The organism is Photorhabdus sp. RM322S (assembly GCF_042879395.1).
In the GTDB taxonomy this organism is placed as follows: domain Bacteria; phylum Pseudomonadota; class Gammaproteobacteria; order Enterobacterales; family Enterobacteriaceae; genus Photorhabdus; species Photorhabdus khanii.
In genome coordinates, this window is the sequence record NZ_JBHFKW010000012.1 from 61,493 (window position 1) to 87,932 (window position 26,440).

Sequence of the window (26,440 nt, forward strand, 5' to 3'; positions counted from 1 at the left end):
AAATGGGTTTATCGCTTGCCTCACTGATTATAATGATCTTAGGACGATAATTCCGGGTTTATTCTTTACGTAATCAAGGAATGGTGAATCGACCACTTTTTTATTGGCTGCAAGTGAAGACGCATTTCTAAACATTGGGCCATTATCTGTCATAATAAAAATCCCTGTATGCGTGACATCCAGCCCGGCAATATGGGTGTATATTCCTATATAATCTCCCGTTTTTAAGTGGTTAATCACGGAATCATTCACTTTATTACCTGGAATATATTGAATATCTCGGTTGATAACACCAAGTCCGGGGATATATTCGCCACCATCCGCTTTTCTATTCAGACTTTTTGTGATTTTTATGTAAGAAGAACTTATTTCATTCGTCACATCTTTGGCATTTAATTTTTCTCTGGTTGACCAGTCTGTGAAGAAATGTTTTCTTTGTAAAAAACTGACTTTTTCGTCGATATACCTTGTCTGAATGAGATTCTTTATAAAATCCTGTTGGTTATTTGATTTCCTTAGCGATTCTACGTAATCAAGAAAAGTAAAACAGTCCAGGCCGCTAAAATCTATTACTAATTTTTCAGGTTCAGTTGGGGAGCCGACCAGTTTGTTTGCGGCATAAGGCGTATCCAGGAATTGATAAGAGATATTTTTTATCATTTCGCCAGGATTGTCTTTATTTCCCGGTTTTATCTGGTTTTCTATGATGTCATTAATTTTCTTCGAGGTATAACTGTCAATATCGACTGGCTTGCTATGGGCTACGCAGCCTGCAAGGGTGACAACCAGCATAAGTGGTAATATTTTTTGCATAAGAACTCCGCATGGTGACTTTAATAAATATTCAATAAAGTAACTAATAATCATGATAAATCAATAAATTTTCCTTTTTATAGTGAATTGATTAACTGATGATTGAACTATACTTCATTCAGGATCCAGAAAGTGCTTATTGATATTGTCTGAATTCTGCATATCTGTTAGTGGCTGTAACTGGTGGTCTCATTTGCCTCTTTTCACTGGTGCATTTTGGACTCGCTGATTCATCAAGGGTTAACCTCAATGTTAAAAGATGCTCAGACAACTTGTTAGCTATTCTTGAGTTGCTGAAATGACAAAACTTGAACGAACTAACCAGGTATTAGATAATTCGAATTATTAATAAATCGGCAAATTTCTGTTGTCTTGTGAATGTCTTTGCCGGGTTCCGGTCTGGAGTAAAAAATGATGAGCGATGATATAGCATTACCTTTGCAGTTTACTGATGCTGCCGCCAGTAAAGTGAAAATCTTAGTTTCGGATGAAGAAAATCCAAACCTGCGTTTACGGGTTTATATCACAGGTGGCGGTTGCAGTGGTTTCCAGTATGGCTTTACCTTTGATGATCAGATCAATGAAGGCGATATGACCATTGAGAAGCAGGGTGTCGAGTTGGTTGTTGATCCGATGAGTCTGCAATATTTGGTTGGCGGTTGTGTTGATTATACCGAAGGTCTGGAGGGTTCACGCTTTATCGTCACCAACCCTAATGCTAAGACAACCTGCGGTTGTGGTTCTTCTTTCAGTATCTGATTCCAGGTTGTTTCCCGCAATGGGTCTGTGAATAATATGACCCATTTTCGGGATATTCCTGTAATCCCACTAAACTATTTTGCTTTATCCGGACCCCTTATCGTTCAATTGCTGGCATAGCTGTTCGGCGGCCAGAACGATACGAGGCCCTGCGCGATGAAACCAATCTTCATGCAATGTAATCACTTTGGCATTTAATTGTGGATGCCAGAAATTTTCAATTAATCTGGCTTGTTCCGGCCCTCCACTGATAACAATCGTCTCAGGTTTCCGAGTGAGTACTTGCTCACGGCTTACCTGTGGCCAGGGAACGGGGCTGTCAGCGAAAATATTTCTGCCACCACAGGTTGAAAGCACTTCACTTTGCAGTGTCTGTCCTGAGGCAGTAAACAGAGACTGAGTGCCGAATTGTAAAAAGACAGGTTTTGGTGTGGTCGCGGCATATTTTTGTTTCAGAGCAGCAAACCGTTGACGAAGTTCAGCCGCAGATTTTTTTGCCTGTTGAGGATGGGGACTGTATTCAGCCAGTCGTTCTAAATCTTGAGCTATCTGTTCGGTGGTTTTGGGGTCGGAATAAAAGATTTTAATACCAAAAGAGGCGAGTTGTTCCAGTGGCCGTTGGGGATTACCTCCTCGCCATGCCAAGATTATATCGGGTTTAAGCGTGATAATTCGTTCCAGGTTAATGCCTTGCCAGTTCGCCACTTGCTCAAGTTTGCTGGCTTGAGGGGGATAATCAGAATAAGCACTGGCGGCGATCAGATTGTCGCCTAACCCGGCAGCATAGGCCAATTCTGTGGTTGACGGGGATAAACTGATGACACGCAGAGACTCGGCATGCAGAGAATGGCCGAAACCACTGAGAAGCAGTAAAAGTGATAACCAAACTGAACTCAGGCTTTTTATCCATTTCATGTAAGGCGTGCCTTTAAAAGATTAAATATATTGTCACCAGACACGCCCTGCATTTTTCCCGAAAATATCAATCAGGGCGTGATTCTATCGGTAATATCTTATTGATTCTTGCTCAATTCAGTCAGCATTGCGTTAACCATTAATGTGGATTGGCGGGCTGCCACGGAAAGAAATTCATCAAAACTGAGATGAGATTCTTTATCTGCCACGTCAGAGATTGCACGTACCACAACAAATGGTGTGTTGTATTGGTGGCAGACATGCCCTATCGCTGCTGCTTCCATTTCTACTGCGGTAACCTGTGGGAAAGTGGCCCGGATACGTGCCAGTGGTTCTGCTCCGTTAATGAATGCATCACCGCTGCAAATCAGCCCACGTATCGCATTCAAATCCAGTGAACGAATACATTTTTCTGCCAGTGCGATCAGTTGGTTATCCGCCAGGAACGCAGGGGGGCATTGTGCCATTTGACCCGGTTCATAACCAAAAGCGGTAACATCAGCATCATGATAGCGAACTTCGCTGGATACCACGATATCACCGATTTGCAGTTGCGGATTAAGGCCACCTGCGGAGCCTGTGTTGATAATCACATCAGGCTGACAATGTTCAAGCAGCAAAGTCGTACCAATTGCAGCAGAAACTTTACCAATACCGGATTTTAACAGTGCGATCTCCACGCCGTTGAGCTTACCGGTATAGATTTCGCAGCCACCTCGTGACAGTGTCTGACGATCTTCGATTTGATCGCGCAGTAAAGTCACTTCTTGCTCCATAGCACCTATCACGCCTACTTTCATTATGTCATACTCGCTGTTGATTAATTAATCATATAAAATCATTCAGCTCTTGAGTTTAACATTTAATACAGAACAAGCAGATAATCTGTGGTGTAAAACAGTGCTATCTCACAAGTCGGGGGATAAATGTCCGGGATAGACTTTAATCAGAAGCTTAATTATCAACGTAAATACAGCTATTATGATGTTGATCCTAATGATGAAGAGCAAGTTATTCGCCAGTTTGAAAGTGATCGCGGGCGGATTATGAATTCAGCGGCGATTCGTCGTTTACAGCAGAAAACCCAGGTTTTTCCTTTGGAAAATAATGCCGCTGTCCGCAGTCGCTTGACTCATTCATTGGAAGTGCAACAGATTGGGCGCTATATTTCGAAAACGATTATCAATGAGCTGAAAACGCGTAATTTGTTGGTTCAATACAGGCTGGATAAACGGCTGTTGCCATTTGAGAGCTTGATTGAAATGGCTTGTTTAATGCACGATATTGGTAATCCACCTTTTGGTCATTTTGGTGAAGCGGCAATTAAAGACTGGTTTGCCAGAAAGCTCGATCTTAATTTTGCCCTGGAAAATATTGAGCGAAAAGATCAATGTGAAATGCCTGCATTGCATTTGTGCGGAGATGTGCAAAAAGATCTTTTCCGGCGTCAATTACGTAAAGATTTATGTCAGTTTGAAGGGAATGCTCAGGCTATCCGTATGGTACACAGCTTGTTAAAACTCAATCTGACTTATGCTCAGATTGGCTGCATTCTAAAATATACCTGTCCTGCTTTTCGTCTTGAAAAAGAGCTGGATCAATTTAATTACCTGATGAAAAAATCGGGCTTTTATTGGTCGGAAGAGAATTTTGTCCGTGAATTGCGTCGCGAGCTTAAAATGGGGGAATTCTGTCGTTTCCCGCTGACTTATATTATGGAAGCCGCAGATGATATCTCTTATTGCATTGCTGATCTGGATGATGCGGTTGAAAAGGATATTTTTGGCGTAGATACCTTGATGGAATATTTGGAACAGGAGTGGGAAGAGAACGGTGGTCATCGGTCTGGCGATCTGTTCGACGCTACGATTAGAAAAGCTTATAAAAGAACGAGTGGCAACGAATTACGTCGAAGTCAGCAGGACCAATTTTTTATGTATTTGCGGGTTTATATTACCGGCAGGCTGGTACCTTATACTGCCCGTCGTTTTATTGATCATCTGCCTGCCGTTTTTGAGGGTTCATTTAATCAAGCGCTGCTTGAGGATAAGAGCAAGGAGCATCGGTTGCTTCAAACGCTGAAGAACATTGCCTGTAAAAGAGTGTTTAATCATCCGGAAATTGAAGAGTTGGAATTGAAAGGGTATAAAATTATCAATGGGTTGTTGGATTTTTATTGGCCACTATTGAAGATGTCCCGCCAGAGTTTTATGCAATTAAACCAGAACAATTTCCATAAAGATTATTTTATTGAAACCCGGTTGCTGCACAAACTTTCCACTAAGCATCGCCTGGCTTATAACGAAGCGGTAGAAGGCATTATCGCCACTGATGAATCTGAAAAAGACCTGATGGAATTTTACTACCGTGCTCGTCTTATTCAGGATTACATCAGTGGCATGACGGATAATTATGCTTACGAAGAGTATCGCAAATTCATTGTGTGTAACTGATATTTTGGCCGTTACTCAATAGCTTTTGGGCAGCGGCAAGTACATTGTCAATTTCATCTATTAGCTCCAGTAATTCAGGTTCTATATCGGTTAATGGAATGTTTTTTTGTAATTGTTGTTCAATTAATTGGCAGAGTGTTTTAAGTTGTGGCACGCCGCTGTAACAGCAACTACCGTGCAGCTTATGGATCTGCTGCTGATAATCGTCAACAATGTCGCCGGATAAAACTTTTTCTGTGATTGCTTTTATATCCGGTAGAGAATCCACCAGCATTTTTATCATTTCTATCGCCATCTGTTCTTTTTTTGCTGCCTGTTGCAGCGCTAACTGCCAGTTAACAGGTTGTGATTCCGGTGCTTTAATGTGACGGTTTAGCACAGTTCTCAGACCATCTTCATCCAGGGGTTTGGTCAGAAAATCTTCAAATGGTGATTGATCTGCATCGCTCCTTGGCCGGCAGGTATAGGCTGTGACGGCGATAATGGGGGTATTACAATGTTGTGGTAGCTGGTGGATGCGTTCAGAAGTACAGATGCCATCCATACCCGGCATATGGATATCCATCAGAATGACATCAAAATGGTGAGATTTTGCTGATTGTAAAGCGTCTTCTCCATTGTTACATATCACTGTTTTTTCTACGATCTCTTCCAGTAATGAGCCGATTAGTTTGAGGTTGGCCGGATTATCATCAACGGCCATGACTGTCATGGGTAAACGTGGGGATTGACTAATCGTTTTTTGCGGTACAACAGAGCCGGTTAGAATAAAGTCATCTTTTCCTAGCCACAAATCAAAACGAAAAATGGAACCTTTTTCTTTCTCGCTGGTAAAGCTGATATTACCACCCATTTCGCGGATCAGTTTCCGGGTAATCACCAGACCAAGGCCGGTACCACCGTAACGGCGGGAAATACTGGCATCTGCCTGATGAAAAGCCTGAAACAGATGGGGTTGCTGTTCAGGGCTGATACCGATACCGGTATCTCTGACCGTAATCTCTAAATTGATTTTATGAGATTGCAGTTGTATCAGATTGATTTTTATCTCCACAAAACCTTGTTCAGTGAATTTAATGGCGTTACCGATGATATTGGTGAGTATTTGCTGGAGGCGCGTAGGGTCGCCTATGACCAGATTCGGTATTTGGGGATCAACGCTGTGCGTGAGTTGAATGCCTTTATTTTTGGCGCTGGGGGTCAATAAAACTATCACCTCATCAATCGTATCTTGTAGAAGAAATGGAATGTTTTCCAGTACCAGCTTATCCGCTTCAAGCCGGGAAAAATCCAATATATCATTGATAATATTCAGCAGATGATTGGCAGAACGTTCAATAACATACAGATATTCAGCTTGCTGTATTGTCAGAGAGGTTTTCAGTGTCTGGCGGGTAAAACCAATGACGCCATTAAGTGGTGTACGTAATTCATGAGACATATTTGCCAGAAATTCTGTTTTTATTCTGGCGGCTTCCTGAGCGCGTTTTTTTGCTATTGCCAGCTCAACGTTCTGAATTTCGAACTGTTCCATCGTCTCCCGTAGATCTGAAGTGGTCTGATCAATATCGTTCTGCATCTCTTCTTTATAACTGGAAAGGGATTTTGCCATGGCATTAATGCCATTTTTCAGCGTATCCAATTCACCAAAATATTTCCCGCTGACACGGCTGTTTAACTGCCCCTGGCGAATTCTATCAACTGTACTGACCATATCGCTGATAGGTTTTGTGATTTTGCGGACCAAATGGTAGGCAAACAGTGATGCCCAGCCAAGGCAAATCAATAATAGCAATATAAAGATAACTATCTCTTTATATTGCTGCAAGTGAGCTGACCGTAAATCAAGATCAATGGCGATATAACCGATTGGATGTAGCGATGGGGTATCCGCGTTCTGCTGATTTTGAGATAAATGGCGCTCTGAGATAATCGGCATACGTAAAATAATACTGTTTTTGACTTCCATTCTTGTCAGGGTGGTTGGCAGTGGCGTACCTGATGTGATCTGTAGTTGAGCTGAATTGTATTTATAGTTTGATATATCAAATAGCTGATTATCATCATTAAAAATGGCAATCGCCCGGACTATCTCCGAGTTTCTGCGATGAAGCCGGGTTATCAATGAGTTGACGCGTTCACGGTTATGCAGGTTTATCCCGATTTCACTGGCAATCGAAAGCGGTTCGATAATACTGACCCCGGATCGAACGATTTGGTTTTTCAGTTCACGATAGTGATAGCAGAGAAACGATATACTGAAAAACATGCCAATCAGTAAAATCGGAATCAGGATCAGGCTCATCATTCGAAAGCGTAAGCTATATTTGGTCATAGGCGTCCATTATGGGAAAATAAGAACTTAATAATTCATAGTCCGTAAGAATCATGGTGCAATTTTATTCCCCCAATCGCCGAACAGTAAACCGGCATATCATCACAGTCACTGCTGATAACCTGGATGCCCAAGGACAGGGTGTAGCTCGTTATCAGGGTAAAACCATTTTTGTCGCCGGATTATTGCCCGGTGAACAGGCACAGGTACAACTAACGGAAGAGAAGCGCCAGTTTGCCAAGGCAAAGTTGGTTAAGCGTTTATCTGACAGTCCATATCGTGTAAATCCCCGCTGCCCGCATTTTGGAATATGTGGCGGTTGTCAGCAACAACATGTTGCATCTGATTTACAGCGTGAGAGTAAGGCCAGTGTTTTGGAACATCTTATTAGGCGGGAAACCGGTATAATTGTCTCCGCCAAGCCGGTGATTCTCAGCCCTGAATATGGTTACCGGCGTCGGGCAAGACTTGGTTTACATTATCAAATTAAACAACGTCAACTCGTAATGGGGTTTCGTCAGAATCAATCCAATGAATTAGTTGCGATAAAAACATGCCCTGTTTTACAACCTGAATTGGAACGGTTATTGCAGCCACTATCTCAATGCCTGAATAATCTAAAAGCAGCTAAACGGTTGGGACATGTGGAATTGGTGCTGGCAGATAACGGCCCATTGATGATATTGCGCCACCTTGATCCCCTGAAAGGGGAAGATAAAGCAAAGTTATCCACGTTTTCTGTGCAGCACAATGTGGCTGTCTATCTGGCGGCAGATGAAACTTCAATTGAGTCACTGAATGAACCGCCGGAACCTTGGTATCAGGTAGGTGGCCTGAAACTGGTTTTCAGTCCAAGAGATTTTATTCAGGTTAACGATGAAGTCAATCAGCAAATGGTTGCTCAGGCGATGGAATGGCTTGATTTACAACCGAATGACAGAGTGCTCGATCTGTTCTGCGGGATGGGAAATTTTACCTTACCTATTGGCCGGATAGTGCAGTCGGTGGTCGGAGTGGAAGGGGTTGCCACGCTGGTAGCGAATGGGCAATATAATGCCAGATTAAATAATTTGGATAACATATCTTTCTTCCATGAAAACCTGGAAGCGGATATACATCGTCAACCCTGGGCAAAACTGGGGTTTAACAAGGTATTATTAGATCCGGCGCGTGCTGGTGCGGCAGGAGTCATGTCACACATCGTCGAGCTGGCCCCTGAAAAAGTGGTCTATGTCTCTTGTAATCCAACAACATTGGCGCGGGACAGTAAGATTCTGCTTGAGGCTGGCTATCACATTATCAGTGTGCGGATGCTGGATATGTTTCCGCATACCGGTCATCTGGAGTCAATGGCGCTATTTAGCCACCAGGTTGCGGTTGGGTAGAGGCTGTGAAGTATCAGGAGAGATTATGGTTGCGGTAAGAAGTGCTCATTTAACCCCTGCGGGAGAGTTTGCAGTAAATAAGTGGATCGCCAGTTTAAATATAGCGAATCTTCAATTGGGTGAGAAATTAGCCGAAACCTGGCGTTATTGTCACGAAAAAGCGCAAAATCATCCTGATTCAGAACTTCTGTTATGGCGCGGTGTGGAAATGGTTGAGATCCTTTCCACGCTGAGTATGGATAATGACAGTATGCGCGCTGCGCTACTGTTTCCACTGGTTGACGCCAAATTGCTCGACAATGAAACCGTCACAGAGGTGTTTGGCAGTGCGATTATCAATCTGGTGAAAGGTGTCATGGATATGGATGCTATTCGTCAGTTGAAAGCCACGCATAATGATTCGACCTGTTCTGTGCAGGTTGATAATGTCCGCCGGATGTTGCTGGCAATGGTAGAAGATTTTCGCTGTGTTGTTATCAAGCTGGCGGAACGTATTGCCCATCTGCGGGTAGTGAAAGAGGCGGCTGAAGATGAGCGTGTACTGGTTGCTAAAGAGTGTTCCAATATTTATGCGCCGCTTGCTAACCGCCTGGGGATTGGTCAACTCAAATGGGAACTTGAGGATTACTGTTTCCGTTATCTCCATCCTGATGAATATAAAAAAATTGCTAACTTACTGCATGAGCGGCGGATTGATCGTGAACAGTATATTGATCACTTTATCAGCACATTGCGTAAATATATGCTCAAAGAGAGCGTAACAACTGAAATATACGGACGACCTAAACATATCTACAGCATCTGGCGCAAAATGCAGAAAAAATCACTGGCATTTGATGAGTTGTTTGATGTCCGGGCTGTGCGGATTGTGGTTGAACGTTTACAGGATTGTTATGCAGCGCTGGGGATAGTACATACTCACTATCGTCATTTGCCCGATGAATTCGATGATTATGTTGCTAACCCGAAGCCTAATGGTTACCAATCCATTCATACCGTAGTGCTTGGGCCGGGTGGTAAAACACTGGAAATTCAGATCCGGACTCGTCAGATGCATGAAGATGCGGAATTGGGAATAGCTGCACATTGGAAATATAAAGAGGGTGCGACGGCGGTTGGTCGAGCGGGGTATGAAGGGCGTATTGCATGGCTGCGTAAACTGATTACATGGCAGGAAGAGATGGCTGATTCTGGCGAGATGCTGGATGAGGTTCGCAGCCAGGTGTTTGATGATCGGGTATATGTATTTACGCCGAAAGGGGATGTTATTGATCTGCCTGCCGGCTCTACGCCACTGGATTTTGCTTACCATATTCACAGCGATGTAGGGCATCGTTGTATTGGGGCGAAAATCAGCGGTCGAATTGTGCCATTTAGCTACCAATTGCAGATGGGCGATCAGATTGACATCATCACGCAGAAACATCCGAACCCAAGCCGTGATTGGCTGAATCCAAATTTGGGGTATGTCACCACCAGCCGTGGCCGGGCGAAAATTCATAACTGGTTCCGCAAGCAGGATCGGGATAAGAACGTCATTGCGGGCCGTCAGATGTTGGATAACGAACTGGCACACTTGGATATCAGCCTGAAAGAAGCGGAAAAGCTGCTAATTGCGCGTTATAACGTTAATACCCTTGATGAAGTGCTGGCGGGAATTGGCGTTGGTGATATCCGCATTAACCAGTTGGCTAACTTCCTGCAAAGCAAACTCAATAAAACCACTGCGGAAGATGCAGATCGGGAAGCGCTTCGCAATCTGGAAAGCAAATCCCATCCGCAGCGTAGTTCTGCTAAAGATAACGGGCGGATTGTGGTAGAAGGTGTTGGTAACCTGATGCATCACATTGCCCGTTGCTGCCAGCCCATTCCGGGGGATGAGATTGTCGGCTTTATCACCCGTGGCCGGGGAATTTCCATCCACTGGGCTGATTGTGAACAACTGGCGGATTTGCAGGCAAGTGAGCCTGAAAGGGTGGTAGATGCGGTTTGGGGAGAAAGTTATTCCAGTGGTTACTCACTGATTGTGCGTGTGATAGCGAATGATCGCAGTGGATTACTGCGTGATATCACCACGATCCTGGCGAATGAAAAAGTGAATGTACTTGGGGTGAGTAGTCGTAGTGATGTAAAGCAACAGATTGCCACCATTGATATGAATCTTGAGATTTATAACCTGCAAGTATTGGGACGGATATTGGCAAAAACCAATCAGTTACCGGATGTTATTGAAGCTAAACGTCTTCATGGCAACTGACCGCAGGGAAATTAGGATAAAAAATGAAGTCACCCGCTATAGAACGGTTACTGGGGATTATGGCGCAATTGCGCCACCCTCAACAGGGATGTCCCTGGGATAAAGAACAGACATTCAAAACTATCGCACCTTATACATTAGAAGAGACTTACGAAGTCATTGATGCCATTGAACGTGGCGATTTTTCTGATCTGAAAGAAGAATTGGGCGATCTATTATTTCAGGTGGTGTTCTATGCTGAAATGGGCAAAGAGCAGCAGTTATTTGATTTTGATGACATCTGCAATGCCATTAGCGATAAGCTGGAGCGCCGCCATCCGCATATTTTTGAGCCGCAGCAAAATATCCGTAGTGACGTGGCTATCAGTGGCTGGGAAAAACGCAAAGCGCAGGAAAGAGCACAAAAAGATCTTCATTCGCTCCTTGACGACATTCCGACAAGCCTGCCGGCGTTAATGAAAGCGTATAAAATGCAGAAACGTTGCGCTTCCGTCGGTTTTGACTGGGACACTCTGGGGCCCGTGTTAGACAAAGTTTATGAAGAGATCGACGAAGTGATGGATGAGGCTCGTCAGGCAGTTGTTGATGAGCCGCATTTGGAAGAAGAGATTGGTGACTTGCTGTTTGCCGTTGTGAATTTGTCGCGCCATTTGGGGTATAAACCTGAAATCGCGTTGCAAAAAGCGTGTAATAAGTTTGAGCATCGTTTTAAAGGCGTGGAAAAGCTGATCTTGGACAAAGGCCAGACGTTGGAAGCGGCGACATTGGAAGAGATGGAACAAATGTGGCAACAGGTTAAGAAACAATAAGTTGAAGGAATAGCCTGAAAGCTGAAATTTTTAGTTTTTTGACAGGAAAATTTATGTTGAATAAATTTTCCTGATCTTCGCGTAAGAAAGGATTAAGTGTTTCTGGATTGGCTATTCTATTATTTCGTGATGAATGTCTTGCTCGTTTTTCCAATGATAAATTTTTTTCAAAAAAGAATATTCTCAAGAATAGAGGGTAATATTGGAATATCATTCTCACCATTACCCAATAATTTTAAATGCACGGAAGAGGTTTACTCAATGCTGATGGATATCAATATATTTATACATCAAAAGGAAAATCAATGCCGATTGTATTTAAGTAAAAACCAATGTATTGTGTTTAGTAACTATTTGTATTTACATTCCAGGATGAAGTTTCCAAAAGACTCACAAAGGACGTTATTTTTAGAGGGTTGTATGAATTTAATAATAGCTGATGCATTGGAGTATAAAGGCAGGATAAAAAAATTTGCTTCCGGGAATAAAAATGTCATTATATTTCTCTGTATTTTATTACTCCCGGCAAAAGCCAGTGGTATAATTGAAATCTTAATTGTTTTTTCTTCGAATATTATTACGCCAGGGAGTTACATTAAATCATTTTATTTCTCTTCCATATCGTTAATAATTTATGTGTTATTTTATTTGGTTAACATAAGATTTTTACCTACGGCAAGAAAAAATTCATTTGTTGTTTCTTTGGTAGATAAAAAAACATTGTTTCTTTGTAGTGTCGTTTTTTTTATTTACAGTGCTTTTCCGATGATTATTTTCTTTTTCTTGGGTTTTTTCTCTGGAAATGTTAATTTTTTGTATTATTTTTCATCTATGTTGTTTTTGATTATTTCTTTTGCTGTAATTGGATTTTGCCTATTTGAGTTAAACTTCTTATGTTTTGTTTTTGTTGTTGCATTCTTTATTTTATCTGCATCATTCAGAAATGGAATATTATATAATTTTATTTTCACGTTAACTATTTTATTGATGGCATATAGATTATATTTAAACCCTACGTTATGTTACCCAATTAATCAAAACAAGAAGTTGCTTTTATCAGGATTTTTTTCATTACCTTATATTATAAATCTCCGATATTATTTTCATAAAAATAAAATATCGTCACTGATTATGTTATTATTCGTTATAATATTATATATATTATGTGAAAGTGCCTTTTCTCAAATTCCAGCCAAGGCTGATTATATATTATTAGCATATTTCAGTGTTGTTATATATGTATGCATGTTATTGTTCTATGATTTTTCATATATTGAAATAAATTATCTTTCATATTTATCTAATTTTTTGTCTATGCGGAAAATTTTGTTTTATAATTATTGTATTTCTTTGTTTTTATTTTCTTTTTTAACTTTTGCTTTTTGTTTTTTGGTTATTAAATCATTCCCTGTTATTATGTTTATATCTTATGTTTTTCTTTTAGTTTTTTTGTCATTTATTTCTCTATTAAGAACACAGTACACGAAACTTATTATTCTTTGTGTTATTTTCTTTTTTACATATTTTTTTGGGGTTATTTATGCTTGAAGTTATTGAACTGGAAATTATTATTAATGATAAGACTATTTTTTCAGGCGTTAATTGTAATTTTTATGTTGGATTAAACCGTATTGCGGGAATTAATGGTGCGGGTAAAACGGCTTTTCTTTCAAGTATTGCTGGTGTAAATAAGGTTAAAAAAGGAATGGTTAATTTTATAAAAAAGGAGAAAACATATCGATTTAGTTTACAAAGGCATGGTTTTTACATCTCAGATAATGTTGATTTTTATAACTTTATTACTGGAATGGATGTGATAAAGCTAGGTAAACATTATCGGAAAAGTAATCTAAAACATCAATTAGACTACTATTTAAATGGTTTTGGCATATCTAAATATTCTGGTATTGAATATGGAAAAATGTCACTTGGGACAAAAAAGAAATTTTTATTGACATCGGCTTTTATGACAGATGCAGATGTTTATATTTTTGATGAGCCAACAAATGGCCTTGACTCAGATTCTATAACATTTTTAATAGCGTTGATGATTTCTCTCGCAGAAGAGAAAATTGTTATTTTTAGTTCACATGATGACAGTTTTTTACAAGCATTAAGTTTCACTACCTATGAAATAAATGGTAATAAAATAATGTATCATGGTAAATAAAATATTTTGGTAATATTGATAGCTGTACTATGGTCGTAAATAAATATTATGTGGCGATTTTACATAATAAATGCAACATTATAATGTTGAAAGTAACCCGATTCGTATGTTGTTAAATCGTTTATTTGCGGATTTTGTTATTTAGATTTTTGTTTATCCTTTTTTCAGTAAACATAAGCATTAATAAAGCCAATTTTTTTCTCATTTTTCACTGATGGTTTTATAATTGGCTGGTTTTAAACTATGATTAAAAATCATTTAAATATTTTTGGCATATTAGGTAACTTGAGTTTCGTTTGAGAAGGGAACTAACGTGTCTCAGACACGATCAGCATTTTTGACGAAAAATTAGCGGGATTTGCTGTTTTTTTGCTTAGTTTTCCTTCAGTATAAAAGAAAGTATGCTACTATTTGCCTATGAAAAGAAAAAATACACCAACGCCACATGATGCTGTTTTTAAACATTTTTTAAGTCATGTGGATACTGCCAGAGACTTTTTGGAAATACACCTGCCGGCGACATTACGGGCAGTTTGTGATCTTGATACATTACGGTTGGAATCAGGGTCGTTTATTGAGGATAATCTGCGCGCACATTATTCTGATATCCTGTATTCGCTAAAAACAGTGCAGGGTGACGGATACGTATATTGCGTGATTGAGCATCAGAGTTCCCCGGATAAGATGATGGCATTCCGGCTGATGCGATACAGTATTTCCGCAATGCAGCGGCATCTGGAACAGGGACATGAAAAATTGCCGCTGGTCATTCCGGTATTGTTTTATCATGGTAAAACTCGGCCGTATCCGTGGAGTACCAACTGGCTTGACTGTTTTGATGTTCCGGCATTGGCGAAGGAAGTCTATTCTGTCGCATTCCCTTTGGTGGATGTGACGGTGATTCCGAACGATGAAATTTTAACGCACAAACGGATTGCGCTGTTGGAGATGGTGCAAAAGCATATCCGGCAGCGTGATATGGCGGAGTTACTGCAAGAACTGATCATACTGCTGACATATGATTACTATACGGATGAGCAGTTGAAAAGCGTGTTAAACTACTTGTTACAGGCGGGAGATACCGCCGACCCTGAAGGGTTCATTCGGCGACTGGCAGAGCAGTCCCCGAAGTATGAGGAGGTACTGATGACTATAGCGCAGAAACTGGAGCAGAAAGGGCGCCAGGAAGGACGTCAAGAAGGGCGTCAGGAAGGACGTCAAGAAGGACGTCAGGAAGGGCGCCAAGAGGCAACTCTAAAAATCGCGCATGCATTGCTGAACAGCGGAATCGATCGTGAAACGGTGATGAAAACCACCGGTTTGAGTGAGAACGAGCTTGAGCAAATACGCCACTAATTCACACTGAGAGTCTTTATCGGTGTAAAGATTCATGTGTAAATGCCCGAAGCGCATAGAAACGGTACACCATTTGGGTGAGTTCGGGTTTGTATTGCTCGGGCATTCCGCTTTTGAATAAAATAAAGCTGATGAGTTGTTTGTGTCAGTCTAGACAAGGATTGGTGGTTGAAAAGAAAGTCAAAATACTTATTGCAGGCGGAGGATGACGCCTGTAAAGAGCTTTATTTAGCGATTGGCAGAGCAGTCCCCGAAGTATGAGGAGGTACTGATGACTATAGCGCAGAAACTGGAGCAGAAAGGGCGTCAGGAAGGACGCCAAGAAGGACGTCAAGAAGGACGTCAGGAGGGGCGCCAAGAGGCAACTCTAAAAATCGCGCATGCATTGCTGAACAACGGAATCGATCGTGAAACGGTGATGAAAACCACCGGTCTGAGTGAGAACGAGCTTGAGCAAATATGCCACTAATTCACACTGAGAGTCTTTATCGGTGTAAAGATTCATGTGTAAATGCCCGAAGCGCATAGAAACGGCACACCATTTGGGTGAATTCGGGTTTGTGCTGATAATCTTTCAAAAAGGCGCTTACGATTGCTGAAAAAGGAAATGCAAGTAAAAAGGAGAAAATACACCATGTTAAAAAGATGAGAAGCCTGTAAAATTATTCTCATTACGGGAATTTTCTTATTTTTTAATTAAAAATTCATTTAATACATGGCTTTAAGGAGCAATTTTTGTCAATTTAATGGTTTTTTCGTTTTCTGATCTCTATTTAACTTCTCTATTTTAATTAAACTGATAATTAAGTTTTCTCGTTTTTCTGTATTTGATTTTTTAGGTTTAAAACCAGAGAGTAACAGATGTGTTAATGGTATGAAAACAACGCTTATTTCTTTAATAATCTTTAATGTTTTTAAACATATTTGTGCTTTTTTACTAATGATTTACTTAATACGGTTAATCCTGTTAAATGTTTTAATATAATCTTATGTTTTTGTTATTGGATTAATATTTTCATTTTGCCGTTTTATTAATCAATTTAAAACCCGTTTTTCCTGTTGTTTTCTCTTTCTAATGTCAGCAGAGCATTGAATCTTTTATCCGCTTTAAAAAATCCTTAATCACTGTTTTTTACTTTTAATGATTAAAGTCTTTAACTGTTTTTTCAAGATTTTAAAACCACCTTGACAGGTGAAAAACCGTTTTTTTTAACTGCTGTTTTATCACATTTAGATAAAGCGTGTGAAATGCCGCCCAATAAGGGCAGCGATTAAACCTCAGTAATTAATGGTAATAATCCCAAATTTAATAACTGAATTTCAACATCATTGGCTTTATCAATATCATCCTGATTTTCGCCGTTAAAAATGCCTTTTTTGGTGATAATTAATGTACCCAATTGTTCTTTATCATTTGCAATCGGCAAGATTTCATCTGCCATTGGTAACAATGAGGGATCTATTATGGAGGGTAAATAAATCATCCAGCCGGCACTTAACCTGTCGGGGAATACCTGATTTCGCTTCAAGGTATATCCGTTAGTTTCTACCATAATATAGGGGGCATTACGGCTGAAAACCAAAAAGGTAATAAAATCAATTAATCGTGAAAATTGAAATTCTTTTTCGTCAATATTGAGCTTTATTGTTAGCTTAGTTTGCCCTAGTCTATCAATACGATAGTTCTCATAAAATAGGGAACAAGCAAGGTCATCAACTTCACCATCCCAGATTTTTTTTCCTATAAAAGGGAAATCTTCTTTGTAACTTTTTTCAAACACTTGAACTGTTTTTTTCGTTGGGTGTTGTTCTTCAAAAACAGGATATTCCAATGCTTCCTTGCGGGTATGGCCTGTCAGATACCAGGTTTTATGACGCCCGAAGAATTGGTCAACCTGTTGTGTTATCTTATACAAATCAGCCAATACCACTTGAGGAGTCAAAGGTTCTTTCAGGTCAAAATACAGTTTTATTTTTGTCGATAAAATAGCCATGCATTACCTCACATTATCCAAGTAAAGGGGTATGAAATACTTTAATATTGTGGAACTCAGAAAATTCCTGTGAGTAATAAGTCGCGCTCACAGGCCCCATAAAATGCCAGTGAGAGTGTGGAATGCCATTCAATAAGGTACACACGGATTGCTGTCGTTTCCCCTGTTTTTTTATGGGTTCATCTCCCGTCCACCATTCCATCGGTTCTCCCTTCCTAAAAAACTGATCATATTTAGCCTTGGATTCCAGAAACAGGCATGCTTTTGGTCGCCAGCCATCGAAGCTGACTCCCAGACATTCCCATACCTGTATGAGTTTTGTGTCCGGTTTGTAAACGGTTTTGGCTATCTGGATTTGATAATCAAGGGTCACCTGCGAGTATGAACGGGTGCTTTCCCAGCTGGGACTTACTTTCTCAATGGCTGGACACGCCTTGCATTTTTCCCTTGTTGTACTGATCGCGTCCGTTTGGGCTTCCGCTTGCTCTTTTTCATCATCCTTGTCTTTTGTCATTTCCGTAACGCCGAGGCCAACACCAACGCCAACCAATATGCCCGCAAGGGCTGATGCTGCATATTCGGCAGCAGTCAGGGCTACCGGAACTACCAGAGGTAAAGGCATGTTAATTTCTCCTTTTCAACAAGTTATCTATTATCCTCAAGATATCTTTGTATTGTTGTTCCGGGTTTTCCCCTGCTTCAAGGGCATTTTTGATTTCTGGTACACCATGGAAATTAAGATTAAATGCAGTTAAATAAAGGTATGATCTAACCAGTTTTTTATCTTTAAAGCCCAGCTCGCTGATTAAATACCGATACGCCTCTTTTAGTCGCTTATGCAAATTTTTTTCATCCTCATGCACAACCAAGTCGGCATGTTCTGACAAAATGCATTGCCTGATTTTTTCAATATAAGTATTGTCCTCTAGATCTATAATTTTATCGAATTGTTCCTGAGTGAGTTTAATCATGGCATTGCTCCTTAACTCATAAGCTACTATTACCTATATTGGGCCTTTTATCTGTGTGCAATTTAGACGAAACGATCACCATGGAAGCAATCATACTGTTTTTTAATCAATTAAGGCAATAAATTCATTCGAAATTGAGAAGAGACAATAACGATTGGCTTCATGAAAAATGAAGTTTGTGTCTGTACACATGTCTACATTGAAAATGCTGTGTAGGGGGAAAATACCTTATTTTCGTGCAGATTATTTGTAGCGAATTTAAGGTTCGGGTATACTGCTTTCCCGTCCTGGTTATATCCATCATCTTTAAACCTAAACTTTCAGGTTCAGCATGAAAACTAATTATATTTTTGTGACCGGCGGGGTCGTATCCTCTCTGGGTAAAGGCATTGCCGCAGCCTCTTTGGCCGCTATACTCGAAGCCCGTGGACTCAATGTCACTATTATGAAACTGGATCCGTACATCAACGTCGATCCGGGGACGATGAGCCCAATCCAGCATGGGGAAGTTTTTGTTACCGAAGACGGCGCTGAAACTGATCTCGATTTAGGTCACTATGAGCGTTTCATCCGCACTAAAATGACCCGCCGTAATAACTTCACCACAGGCAGGGTTTACTCTGAGGTTCTGCGTAAAGAGCGTCGGGGCGATTATTTGGGTGCCACTGTTCAGGTTATTCCTCACATCACCAATGAAATCAAAGATCGCATCATCAGTGGTGGTGAAGGTCATGATGTGGTGTTGGTGGAAATTGGCGGTACTGTCGGTGATATTGAATCTCTGCCATTCCTTGAAGCCATTCGTCAAATGGCAGTAGAAGTGGGGCGTGAACACACGTTATATCTGCATCTGACGCTTGTTCCTTATCTGGCCGCAGCGGGAGAAGTAAAAACTAAACCAACTCAACATTCGGTAAAAGAGTTGCTTTCTATCGGTATTCAGCCAGATATTCTGATTTGTCGTTCAGATCGCGTCATTCCGGCTAATGAACGGGCAAAAATTGCGCTTTTCTGCAATGTGCCGGAGAAAGCGGTTATCTCCTTAAAAGACGTTGATTCCATTTATAAAATCCCAGGGCTATTGAAATCTCAGGGCTTAGATGATTATATTTGTAAACGATTCAGCCTTGATTGCCCGGAAGCAAATTTGTCCGAATGGGAACAGGTTATTTACGAAGAAGCGAATTCTTCCGGTGAAATCACTATCGGCATGGTGGGTAAGTATATTGAATTGCCTGATGCTTACAAATCGGTGATTGAAGCGTTGAAGCATGGTGGATTGAAAAATCGTCTGACTGTTAACATCAAACTGATTGATTCCCAGGATATTGAAACCCGTGGTATTGAATTGCTGAAAAATCTGGACGCGATTCTGGTTCCTGGTGGTTTTGGTGGTCGTGGTGTAGAAGGCAAAATCATGACAGCCCGCTATGCCCGTGAGAATAAAATCCCTTATTTGGGGATCTGCTTGGGAATGCAAGTCGCATTGATTGAGTTTTCGCGCCATGTTGCGGGCTTGGAAAAAGCCAGCTCAACAGAATTCGAACCTGATTGCCGGTTCCCGGTTGTCGGCCTGATCACCGAATGGCGTGATGAGGACGGTAATTTAGAAGTGCGTAGCGAAGAGAGTGATCTTGGTGGAACGATGCGTGTGGGGGGTCAGCTATGCCACCTGACAAAAGACAGTCTGGTGCGTACCTTGTATGGGGCAGATACCATTATTGAGCGCCATCGGCATCGTTATGAAGTGAATAATTTGCTGTTAAAACGTATTGAAGATGCCGGTCTGCGGGTAGCAGGCCGTTCAGTAGACAATAAATTAGTGGAAATTATTGAGATCCCAGACCATCCTTGGTTCGTGGCTTGTCAGTTCCACCCAGAATTTACTTCTACTCCTCGTGATGGTCATCCGCTGTTTGCCGGTTTTGTCAAAGCAGCCGGTAAATACCAGAAAGGCCAGCTCAAATAAGATGTGCAGTAAGTGGCGGCATGAGGTATTCCGTCGCTTACCTGAAATGTAACTTGTACTGAGGAAAACCTAATGTCCAAAATCGTTAAAGTGATCAGTCGTGAAATCATTGACTCCCGTGGTAACCCAACCGTAGAAGCAGAAGTGCATCTGGAAGGGGGCTTTGTTGGTTTAGCGGCGGCACCATCGGGTGCATCTACCGGCTCCCGTGAAGCGTTGGAACTGCGTGACGGTGACAAATCCCGTTTTATGGGTAAAGGTGTACTGAAAGCTGTTGATGCAGTAAATGGACCCATTGCCCAGGCAGTTATTGGTCAAGATGCTAAAGATCAGGCTAACATCGACAGAATCATGATCACCCTGGATGGTACTGAAAACAAATCTAAATTCGGTGCTAACGCGATTCTGGCGGTTTCTCTGGCTAACGCGAAAGCAGCGGCAGCGGCGAAAGGTATGCCATTGTACGAGCACATTGCTGAATTGAATGGCACTCCAGGTAAATTCTCTATGCCGTTGCCGATGATGAACATCATCAATGGTGGTGAGCACGCGGATAACAACGTTGATATTCAAGAGTTTATGATTCAGCCAATCGGTGCAAAAACGCTGAAAGAAGCGGTTCGTATCGGCTCTGAAGTGTTCCACAATCTGGCTAAGGTTCTGAAAGCGAAAGGAATGAGCACCGCTGTGGGTGACGAAGGGGGTTATGCGCCTAACTTGGAATCCAACGCTGCTGCACTGGCCGCGATCAAAGAGGCGGTAGAACAAGCAGGCTATGTTTTGGGCAGAGATGTCACCTTGGCGATGGATTGTGCCGCTTCTGAATTCTACAACTCAGAAACAGGTCACTATGAACTGAAAGGTGAAGGTAAAACTTTCACTTCTCAGGAGTTCACCCATTACCTGGAAGATTTGACCAGAAAATACCCAATCGTTTCTATCGAAGATGGTTTGAATGAATCTGACTGGGACGGTTTCGCTTACCAGACGAAAGTGCTGGGCGAGAAAATCCAGTTGGTTGGTGACGATCTGTTCGTGACCAATACTAAAATCCTGAAAGAAGGTATCGAGAAAGGTATCGCTAATTCCATTCTGATTAAGTTCAACCAGATCGGTTCGTTAACTGAAACTCTGGCGGCGATCAAAATGGCAAAAGACGCCGGTTACACCGCGGTAATCTCCCATCGTTCCGGTGAAACTGAAGATGCGACAATTGCTGATCTGGCCGTAGGTACAGCCGCAGGGCAGATCAAAACCGGTTCTATGAGCCGTTCTGATCGTGTTGCTAAATATAACCAGTTGATCCGTATTGAAGAAGCTTTGGGTAACCGCGCTCCTTTCTATGGCCTAAAAGAAGTAAAAGGTCAGGCTGATCGGTAATTTTAAGTAATCAGTATTAAACAGGAGGGGTAAAACCCTCCTTAATGTTTTAATAATAATACGCGGGAGTTTGAGCGAGTGTCGGCTCTGATGCTGGAATATAGGGTGAAATAACTGGTTGGCGTCATCTTCCGTAATTGAGAGATTTTTTTAATACGTTCGTTAATGTATTTAATGCTGCTTCCAATATTTCCCAAAATAACTATAATTTTTGAATATTCTAATATCCGTAAAAGAACACTACTTAATAATTAAAGTTCATTTATGACCTGTTAGTCGTTAGATATAACATTTTTCTATTCGGAGAATACTTGGCTGTACTTAGCGGAGTTTAACGTTATTTTTTAGTATTCCGCATCAGTGCGGACTCAGGGAAAAAGCTGTAACAATATAAAAATATTAATTTGAAGAGAAGATGAATATAGCACCTTGAATAACCAAACTGAGGAGAGAGGAAGGAATGATTGTAAAAAACGACTGGCACCCAGCGGATATTATTGCAGGACTTAGAAAACGGGGAACGTCGTTATCTGCTGTTTCAAGAGATGCGGGGCTTGCATCATCTACTTTATCAAATGCTTTGCACCGTCCGTGGCCTAAGGGTGAGCGGATCATTGCTACTGCTTTGGATTGTGAGCCTTTCGAAATATGGCCAAGCAGATATTCTAAATAAATTAAAATAAACTTCTTTTAAATAAGTCAATGAGAGGAAATTAAGTACCTGAAACTTTTCTTGTGTCTTGTGAAAAGCTTCAGGTATGATCATCGGGTTAAAATAGCGTTATTAAAGCCTTGCCTTGATATTTGTCATAGTTAATTTTTCCGCATCAACTGTTTAATCTTTTGTATTATTTTGACACTCATCCCTGTATTTTTTTCTGACTTCACAGATATTTTATATTGAATATATCTAATCCATGAGCATTCAACCGATAATTAAAGTATATCGAAGATCGAGATTTGGAATGAGAAAGTTTGATATACGAAGTGATGAGAGTTTAAATGCTTTACTTGTTAAATCGTGAGAATCGTTTATAGAGGCGTCATACACTGAACCTTAAGTATTAAGCCTCTCGAAAATACCCTCCAACCCATTATTTTTATTGAATTTTCCTTGGGGCAACTTCAACGCATTTTTGGCGAGATATTTCAGGGCCCAATCCAGAGGGTGTTCTATTTCCGACCAGGCATGATGAATAATCGCGCCCAATATCGGCAATAACCCGACATCAACATTTTTGGCTGCCTTGAGAAAGGAAACTGAAGGCAAAAACCGCCTCGCCAGACTATCAACGCCAGCAGACTTGCCCAGATGAGCCCTTCCGCTATCGCTTTCTGGCCGGTCGCAAAGCTTGTCCAGTGGGTGTGGGATTTTAGTTCCTTAAACAACAGTTCGACCTGCCAGCGACAGCGATAGACCGCCATGATGTCATCGGCGGTAAAGTGGGATGGCGGCAGATTGGTGAGCCAAAAACAAAAGCGTTTTTCCTGCGCAAACCAACGCCGGATGACCCGAAATTCGAATCGGCCACGCCGACAGGTGAAATCCAGCACTTCAGCACGGTTGTTTTTGCGACTAATCTCCCGGAGTTGCTAGGTAAACCCAGAATTGCCACAGTAAAACGCGATGCGGAGATTGCCGAAGCAGAGGCAACGCGGGATGCCCGGATTCAGAAAGCCAAGGCAGAGGAAGAAGGGCAGAAGGCTGAACTCATTCGAGATACGAATATTGCGGAGGCAAATAAGGAAAAAGAGCTGAAAGTTGCTTCATTCAAGAAGGAACAGGATACGGCTAAGGCAGAAGCTGATCAGGCGTACCAGATTCAGGAAGCCAAGGCGCGACAGCTCATGGTGGAGGAACAGATGCAGGTGGAACTGGTACGGCAAGATCGTGAAGTTGACCTTCAAGAGAAAGAGATCCTCGTTCGGCAGATGCAGTATGATGCAGAAGTGAAAAAGAAAGCCGATGCGGATAAATACGCGGTCGAGCAGGCAGCAGAAGCGGATAAAGCGCGTAAGATGCGTGAAGCAGAGGCGATGCAGTACTCTATCGAAGCTCAGGCGAAGGCGAACGCTGAGCAGAAGCGGCTTGATGGGATGGCGATTGCAGATGCGGAGCGAGCAAAAGGGACTGCGGATGCTGAAGTTATCTGTCTTCGTGGCTTTGCGGAAGCGGAAGCCAAGGAAAAACTTGCTGAAGCCTTCCAGAAGTTTGGTGAAGCTGCCGTACTCGATATCATTGTGAAGATGCTACCAGAACTTGCAGGCAAAATTGCTGCGCCGCTTTCATCAATTGATAAATTGACTGTTGTTGATACCGGCAATGGTGAAGGCGCTGCCCGCGTTAGTAACTACGTCACTCAACTGATGGCGACAGCCCCGGAAATGTTGAAGAATATCTCTGGCATTGATATTGAGCAATTGATTAAAGGCATAACTGGGAAAGCCGAAGAATCGGCAGAGAGCCATGTACATACACCGCAAAAGCTGAATTTGTAATTTGACGTATTAAGCACATGGAGACTGTTCGGAGGATTGGGCAGTCTTATTCTGCTTCTGTTAATCGACCTAACCCTATTTTGACATTAATTTTAGTTTTTGGTTTTTGCCATCGAATATTATTTCTTAATTTTGGTGAGTGTTTAAGCTGTTCAATCCATTGTTTAACGTGGGGTGCTGGGCACATAATGGCATCGCTAAACGGCAAACGGCTTCAGTCTATTTGAAACAGTTGTGTAATACTGGGGTATTACAAAAAATTCAGGCCGGAAAAGAATAACTATCTGTGCGGCAAAATCGGAAATCATTTACTGGTTTCTGATTTTTTATATGTCTCTAACTTTTGCTCTAACTGATTTTCTCGAAGAGTCACCTGTTAATGTCGCCCAGTTGACGACCTTTTCCGAACATATCCCCGATAAGTGGGTGGCTAGAGCCGCTTCCCTCTCTGTCCAGGCAACCATAAGACGCCGACGACTCCTCAGCGATATGGTACTTTGGCTTATTGTCGGTATGGCCTTTTTCAGGAACGAGTCTATTACTGAGAAAAGTGATGAGTAAGGCTTTATCTCTTGGCAATATGCCCAAAAGATTAAAGGCGTTGAGAGGAGACCTATCGGCGCTCTTCATAGAAAGACGCCCCAGGTCATCTAGGCCTAGGGTGGTTAAGATATCTAAGACCCGCTATCCGGTTAATCGCAAAGCAGCTTCTCTTAAGTGAACTACATTGCGCTATTGGATCAATATTGAGTGATGGCTTATTTATATTGATTTTATTGGTTTTTTATTAATCTATCTTTTTGTTAAGTACACACTTAAGTACACGTAAAACAGAAGTACTCAGCAAATTGAGCTAATCTTGTCCACCAGTTCCCGTAGGTGCTGTGCTAACTGGTCAACGGTTTTCTCACCTGTAGCAGCTTCCACCGTTAAGTTTTCCAGCATATTGTCGTTATCACGGATCTTGATACCGTTGCGGTAGAGAAAAGTCATGGTAACAAAAAACGCTGTGCGCTTATTACCATCATTAAAGATATGACCACGAGCGATAGCCACCCAGTAAGTTGCGGCCAGTTCAAAAATATCCGTTACGCCTTCATAGTGTGTACGGTTTTGTACCCGATAGATGAGCGCTTCAGCTCTGCCGGGATCGGACATACCGGCAACACCAGGAAGCCGTTGTAATATACGGTCATGAAAAGCGATAACTTCCTGTGCGCTAACCCATATCATCGGTTTGTCAGCGCCTCTACCGTATGCCCATGATGCTGCATAATCACATCAAACTCTGCATCCAGCTTGGCGTTCTGGTATGCCTCGAATTCAGACTTGCTGATAACCACCGCTGAGCTACCGTCTCTACGGGTGATTTCAACCGGTTCGCCATGAGTGGCTGCATCCAGTACTTCTGAGATATTGGCTCGAGCTTGAGTCGAGGTGTATGTACGCATGATGTGTCTCCTAAGATGTACGTTTAAATTGTACATTTTGAGTGCTAATTATTCAATCATTACAAAGAAACATCAAGAGAAACATATACACTGTAGAGATATTGTACGAAGCCTTATAAAAACATCAAACTGTTGCAAACCAAAAATACCTCGCGACACGAATCACTCTTGAACAGTTTGTTATGTGCGTGGTTAAATTTTTGAAGAAAGCATAAAAAACCTTGGGGCAATTATGTGAGAGCAGGAAGCAGTAGTCTTGCAAATCACGTTCTGATGAGATGCTGACCGAATAACTAATAGCTCTACTCGCTCAGATTCCCTGATAAGTATGATTGTTCGCTTTATCATCATGGTGAAAGGGAAATTATGCCCGCATATACAGTAAAAGCCGCCATTCGAGATGTCAGCCCTATGATCTGGCGATGTTTTCGCATTCAGAGTGATATGTCACTAGGCGCTTTTCATTTTTTACTGCAATTTGCTTTTGGTTGGGATAATGACTATCTCCATACCTTTCATATCTACGGTAAAGACTATGGTGTCAGCTATGAAGGTGGTCTCAGTTTTTATAATGATCCCTGGGCTGTTTCACTTGCGTCTTTTCATTTCGAAAACCGTGATAAATTCACTTATGAGTATAATTTCTATCGGCATGGGTTACTGGATATCCGCATCGAAGCGATTGAACCTGACTCAAATAAAAGCACGCCATTCTGTCTCAGTGGGCAAGGTATGCCTGATGTCACTCAATATGATGAAACCGAAGCGACATTGAAGCTATTGGAAGCCATTGTCGAAAGTGATGACAGTACAACGTTTGGCGACATCCAAGAATTCATCGACGAGTTCAATCGCGTCAAATTTAATCGCCATCGACTCAACCCAAACTCCCTCAGATTGACGCGCTGAGAGCGAAAGGCATTA

22 protein-coding genes and 4 pseudogenes are annotated in these 26,440 nt (G+C 41.6%); 16 read left to right on the plus strand and 10 right to left on the minus strand.

The window, feature by feature from the left end; translation table 11 throughout:
* Positions 1 to 27 precede the first annotated feature (27 nt).
* Positions 28 to 813, minus strand: a complete 786-nt coding sequence (locus ACGF63_RS09385; protein ID WP_152963094.1) for a DUF1460 domain-containing protein — start codon at positions 811 to 813, stop codon at positions 28 to 30.
* 414 nt (positions 814 to 1,227) lie between these two features.
* Between ACGF63_RS09385 and erpA the strand changes: the two genes are divergently transcribed.
* On the plus strand, positions 1,228 to 1,572 hold the full coding sequence (gene erpA, locus ACGF63_RS09390) for an iron-sulfur cluster insertion protein ErpA (protein WP_031280637.1): 345 nt from the start codon (positions 1,228 to 1,230) through the stop codon (positions 1,570 to 1,572).
* Positions 1,573 to 1,656: 84 nt separating this feature from the next.
* On the opposite strand, the gene btuF is transcribed toward erpA, so the two are convergent.
* Both btuF and mtnN read right to left on the minus strand, forming a co-directional pair.
* Positions 1,657 to 2,487 carry a vitamin B12 ABC transporter substrate-binding protein BtuF gene (btuF, locus tag ACGF63_RS09395; protein ID WP_051477476.1) on the minus strand — a complete coding sequence of 277 codons (831 nt, stop codon included), beginning with the start codon at positions 2,485 to 2,487 and terminating at the stop codon, positions 1,657 to 1,659.
* Between the two features lie 98 nt (positions 2,488 to 2,585).
* A complete protein-coding gene (gene mtnN, locus ACGF63_RS09400; RefSeq protein ID WP_036849756.1) occupies positions 2,586 to 3,287 on the minus strand; it encodes a 5'-methylthioadenosine/S-adenosylhomocysteine nucleosidase in 702 nt (233 codons plus the stop codon).
* Between the two features lie 126 nt (positions 3,288 to 3,413).
* On the opposite strand from mtnN, the gene dgt reads away from it, so the two are divergent.
* Positions 3,414 to 4,940: a dGTPase gene (gene dgt, locus ACGF63_RS09405; protein ID WP_036849757.1), complete on the plus strand. Its 1,527-nt coding sequence runs from the start codon at positions 3,414 to 3,416 to the stop codon at positions 4,938 to 4,940.
* Here dgt and ACGF63_RS09410 read toward each other — a convergent pair.
* A complete protein-coding gene (locus ACGF63_RS09410) occupies positions 4,924 to 7,275 on the minus strand; it encodes an ATP-binding protein (RefSeq protein WP_036849758.1) in 2,352 nt (783 codons plus the stop codon). The two genes, dgt and ACGF63_RS09410, sit on opposite strands and share 17 nt — an antisense overlap.
* 53 nt (positions 7,276 to 7,328) lie before the next feature.
* On the opposite strand from ACGF63_RS09410, the gene rlmD reads away from it, so the two are divergent.
* The 6 genes and pseudogenes from rlmD to ACGF63_RS09440 form a co-directional block, all read left to right on the plus strand.
* On the plus strand, positions 7,329 to 8,660 hold the full coding sequence (rlmD, locus tag ACGF63_RS09415; protein ID WP_036849759.1) for a 23S rRNA (uracil(1939)-C(5))-methyltransferase RlmD: 1,332 nt from the start codon (positions 7,329 to 7,331) through the stop codon (positions 8,658 to 8,660).
* A 25-nt stretch (positions 8,661 to 8,685) separates the two neighbouring features.
* Positions 8,686 to 10,917, plus strand: a complete 2,232-nt coding sequence (gene relA / locus ACGF63_RS09420; RefSeq protein ID WP_387630346.1) for a GTP diphosphokinase — start codon at positions 8,686 to 8,688, stop codon at positions 10,915 to 10,917.
* 23 nt (positions 10,918 to 10,940) lie between these two features.
* Positions 10,941 to 11,726, plus strand: coding sequence for a nucleoside triphosphate pyrophosphohydrolase (gene mazG, locus ACGF63_RS09425; protein ID WP_152963092.1), 786 nt, complete (start codon positions 10,941 to 10,943; stop codon positions 11,724 to 11,726).
* 1,540 nt (positions 11,727 to 13,266) lie between these two features.
* Positions 13,267 to 13,896, plus strand: a complete 630-nt coding sequence (locus ACGF63_RS09430) for an ATP-binding cassette domain-containing protein (RefSeq protein ID WP_036849766.1) — start codon at positions 13,267 to 13,269, stop codon at positions 13,894 to 13,896.
* A gap of 417 nt (positions 13,897 to 14,313) precedes the next feature.
* Entirely contained in the window at positions 14,314 to 15,252 is a 939-nt protein-coding gene (locus tag ACGF63_RS09435; protein ID WP_152963089.1) for an Rpn family recombination-promoting nuclease/putative transposase, read from the plus strand.
* Positions 15,253 to 15,420: 168 nt separating this feature from the next.
* Positions 15,421 to 15,721: pseudogene (locus ACGF63_RS09440) on the plus strand (Rpn family recombination-promoting nuclease/putative transposase); the annotation flags it as partial.
* 802 nt (positions 15,722 to 16,523) lie between these two features.
* Here the strand turns inward: ACGF63_RS09440 and ACGF63_RS09445 are convergent.
* From ACGF63_RS09445 to ACGF63_RS09455, 3 genes are all read right to left on the minus strand, one after another.
* Positions 16,524 to 17,183, minus strand: a complete 660-nt coding sequence (locus tag ACGF63_RS09445; protein WP_387630351.1) for a hypothetical protein — start codon at positions 17,181 to 17,183, stop codon at positions 16,524 to 16,526.
* Between the two features lie 76 nt (positions 17,184 to 17,259).
* On the minus strand, positions 17,260 to 17,868 hold the full coding sequence (locus tag ACGF63_RS09450) for a Tox-REase-5 domain-containing protein (protein WP_387630353.1): 609 nt from the start codon (positions 17,866 to 17,868) through the stop codon (positions 17,260 to 17,262).
* Position 17,869: 1 nt separating this feature from the next.
* A complete protein-coding gene (locus ACGF63_RS09455) occupies positions 17,870 to 18,217 on the minus strand; it encodes a hypothetical protein (protein ID WP_036849774.1) in 348 nt (115 codons plus the stop codon).
* Positions 18,218 to 18,548: 331 nt separating this feature from the next.
* Here ACGF63_RS09455 and pyrG point away from each other — a divergent pair, with 331 nt between their 5' ends.
* From pyrG to ACGF63_RS09470, 3 genes are all read left to right on the plus strand, one after another.
* Positions 18,549 to 20,186 (plus strand): glutamine hydrolyzing CTP synthase, encoded by a 1,638-nt coding sequence (gene pyrG, locus ACGF63_RS09460; protein ID WP_036849775.1) that lies wholly within the window; start codon positions 18,549 to 18,551, stop codon positions 20,184 to 20,186.
* Positions 20,187 to 20,258: 72 nt separating this feature from the next.
* On the plus strand, positions 20,259 to 21,566 hold the full coding sequence (eno, locus tag ACGF63_RS09465; RefSeq protein ID WP_036849777.1) for a phosphopyruvate hydratase: 1,308 nt from the start codon (positions 20,259 to 20,261) through the stop codon (positions 21,564 to 21,566).
* A gap of 463 nt (positions 21,567 to 22,029) precedes the next feature.
* Positions 22,030 to 22,239, plus strand: a complete 210-nt coding sequence (locus tag ACGF63_RS09470; protein ID WP_036850231.1) for a helix-turn-helix transcriptional regulator — start codon at positions 22,030 to 22,032, stop codon at positions 22,237 to 22,239.
* A gap of 384 nt (positions 22,240 to 22,623) precedes the next feature.
* Here the strand turns inward: ACGF63_RS09470 and ACGF63_RS09475 are convergent.
* Positions 22,624 to 23,159 (minus strand): annotated as a pseudogene (locus ACGF63_RS09475) (transposase); the annotation flags it as partial.
* A 504-nt stretch (positions 23,160 to 23,663) separates the two neighbouring features.
* Between ACGF63_RS09475 and ACGF63_RS09480 the strand changes: the two are divergent.
* The 4 genes and pseudogenes from ACGF63_RS09480 to ACGF63_RS09495 form a co-directional block, all read left to right on the plus strand.
* The gene (locus ACGF63_RS09480; RefSeq protein WP_239002463.1) at positions 23,664 to 24,065 is read left to right on the plus strand and encodes a flotillin domain-containing protein; all 402 of its coding nucleotides are present in this window, start codon (positions 23,664 to 23,666) and stop codon (positions 24,063 to 24,065) included.
* 169 nt (positions 24,066 to 24,234) lie between these two features.
* On the plus strand, positions 24,235 to 24,345 hold the full coding sequence (locus tag ACGF63_RS09485; RefSeq protein WP_339366732.1) for a hypothetical protein: 111 nt from the start codon (positions 24,235 to 24,237) through the stop codon (positions 24,343 to 24,345).
* Between the two features lie 50 nt (positions 24,346 to 24,395).
* Positions 24,396 to 24,611 (plus strand): annotated as a pseudogene (locus tag ACGF63_RS09490) (transposase domain-containing protein); the annotation flags it as partial.
* A gap of 28 nt (positions 24,612 to 24,639) precedes the next feature.
* A pseudogene (locus tag ACGF63_RS09495) lies at positions 24,640 to 24,786 on the plus strand (IS4 family transposase); the annotation flags it as partial.
* A 119-nt stretch (positions 24,787 to 24,905) separates the two neighbouring features.
* Here the strand turns inward: ACGF63_RS09495 and ACGF63_RS09500 are convergent.
* Both ACGF63_RS09500 and ACGF63_RS09505 read right to left on the minus strand, forming a co-directional pair.
* On the minus strand, positions 24,906 to 25,298 hold the full coding sequence (locus ACGF63_RS09500; protein ID WP_036849781.1) for a type II toxin-antitoxin system death-on-curing family toxin: 393 nt from the start codon (positions 25,296 to 25,298) through the stop codon (positions 24,906 to 24,908).
* Positions 25,295 to 25,516: a type II toxin-antitoxin system Phd/YefM family antitoxin gene (locus ACGF63_RS09505; RefSeq protein ID WP_036849783.1), complete on the minus strand. Its 222-nt coding sequence runs from the start codon at positions 25,514 to 25,516 to the stop codon at positions 25,295 to 25,297. Before ACGF63_RS09505 ends, ACGF63_RS09500 begins: the two co-directional genes overlap by 4 nt.
* 366 nt (positions 25,517 to 25,882) lie before the next feature.
* On the opposite strand from ACGF63_RS09505, the gene ACGF63_RS09510 reads away from it, so the two are divergent.
* Positions 25,883 to 26,425, plus strand: coding sequence for a plasmid pRiA4b ORF-3 family protein (locus ACGF63_RS09510; protein ID WP_387630358.1), 543 nt, complete (start codon positions 25,883 to 25,885; stop codon positions 26,423 to 26,425).
* Positions 26,426 to 26,440 lie beyond the last annotated feature (15 nt).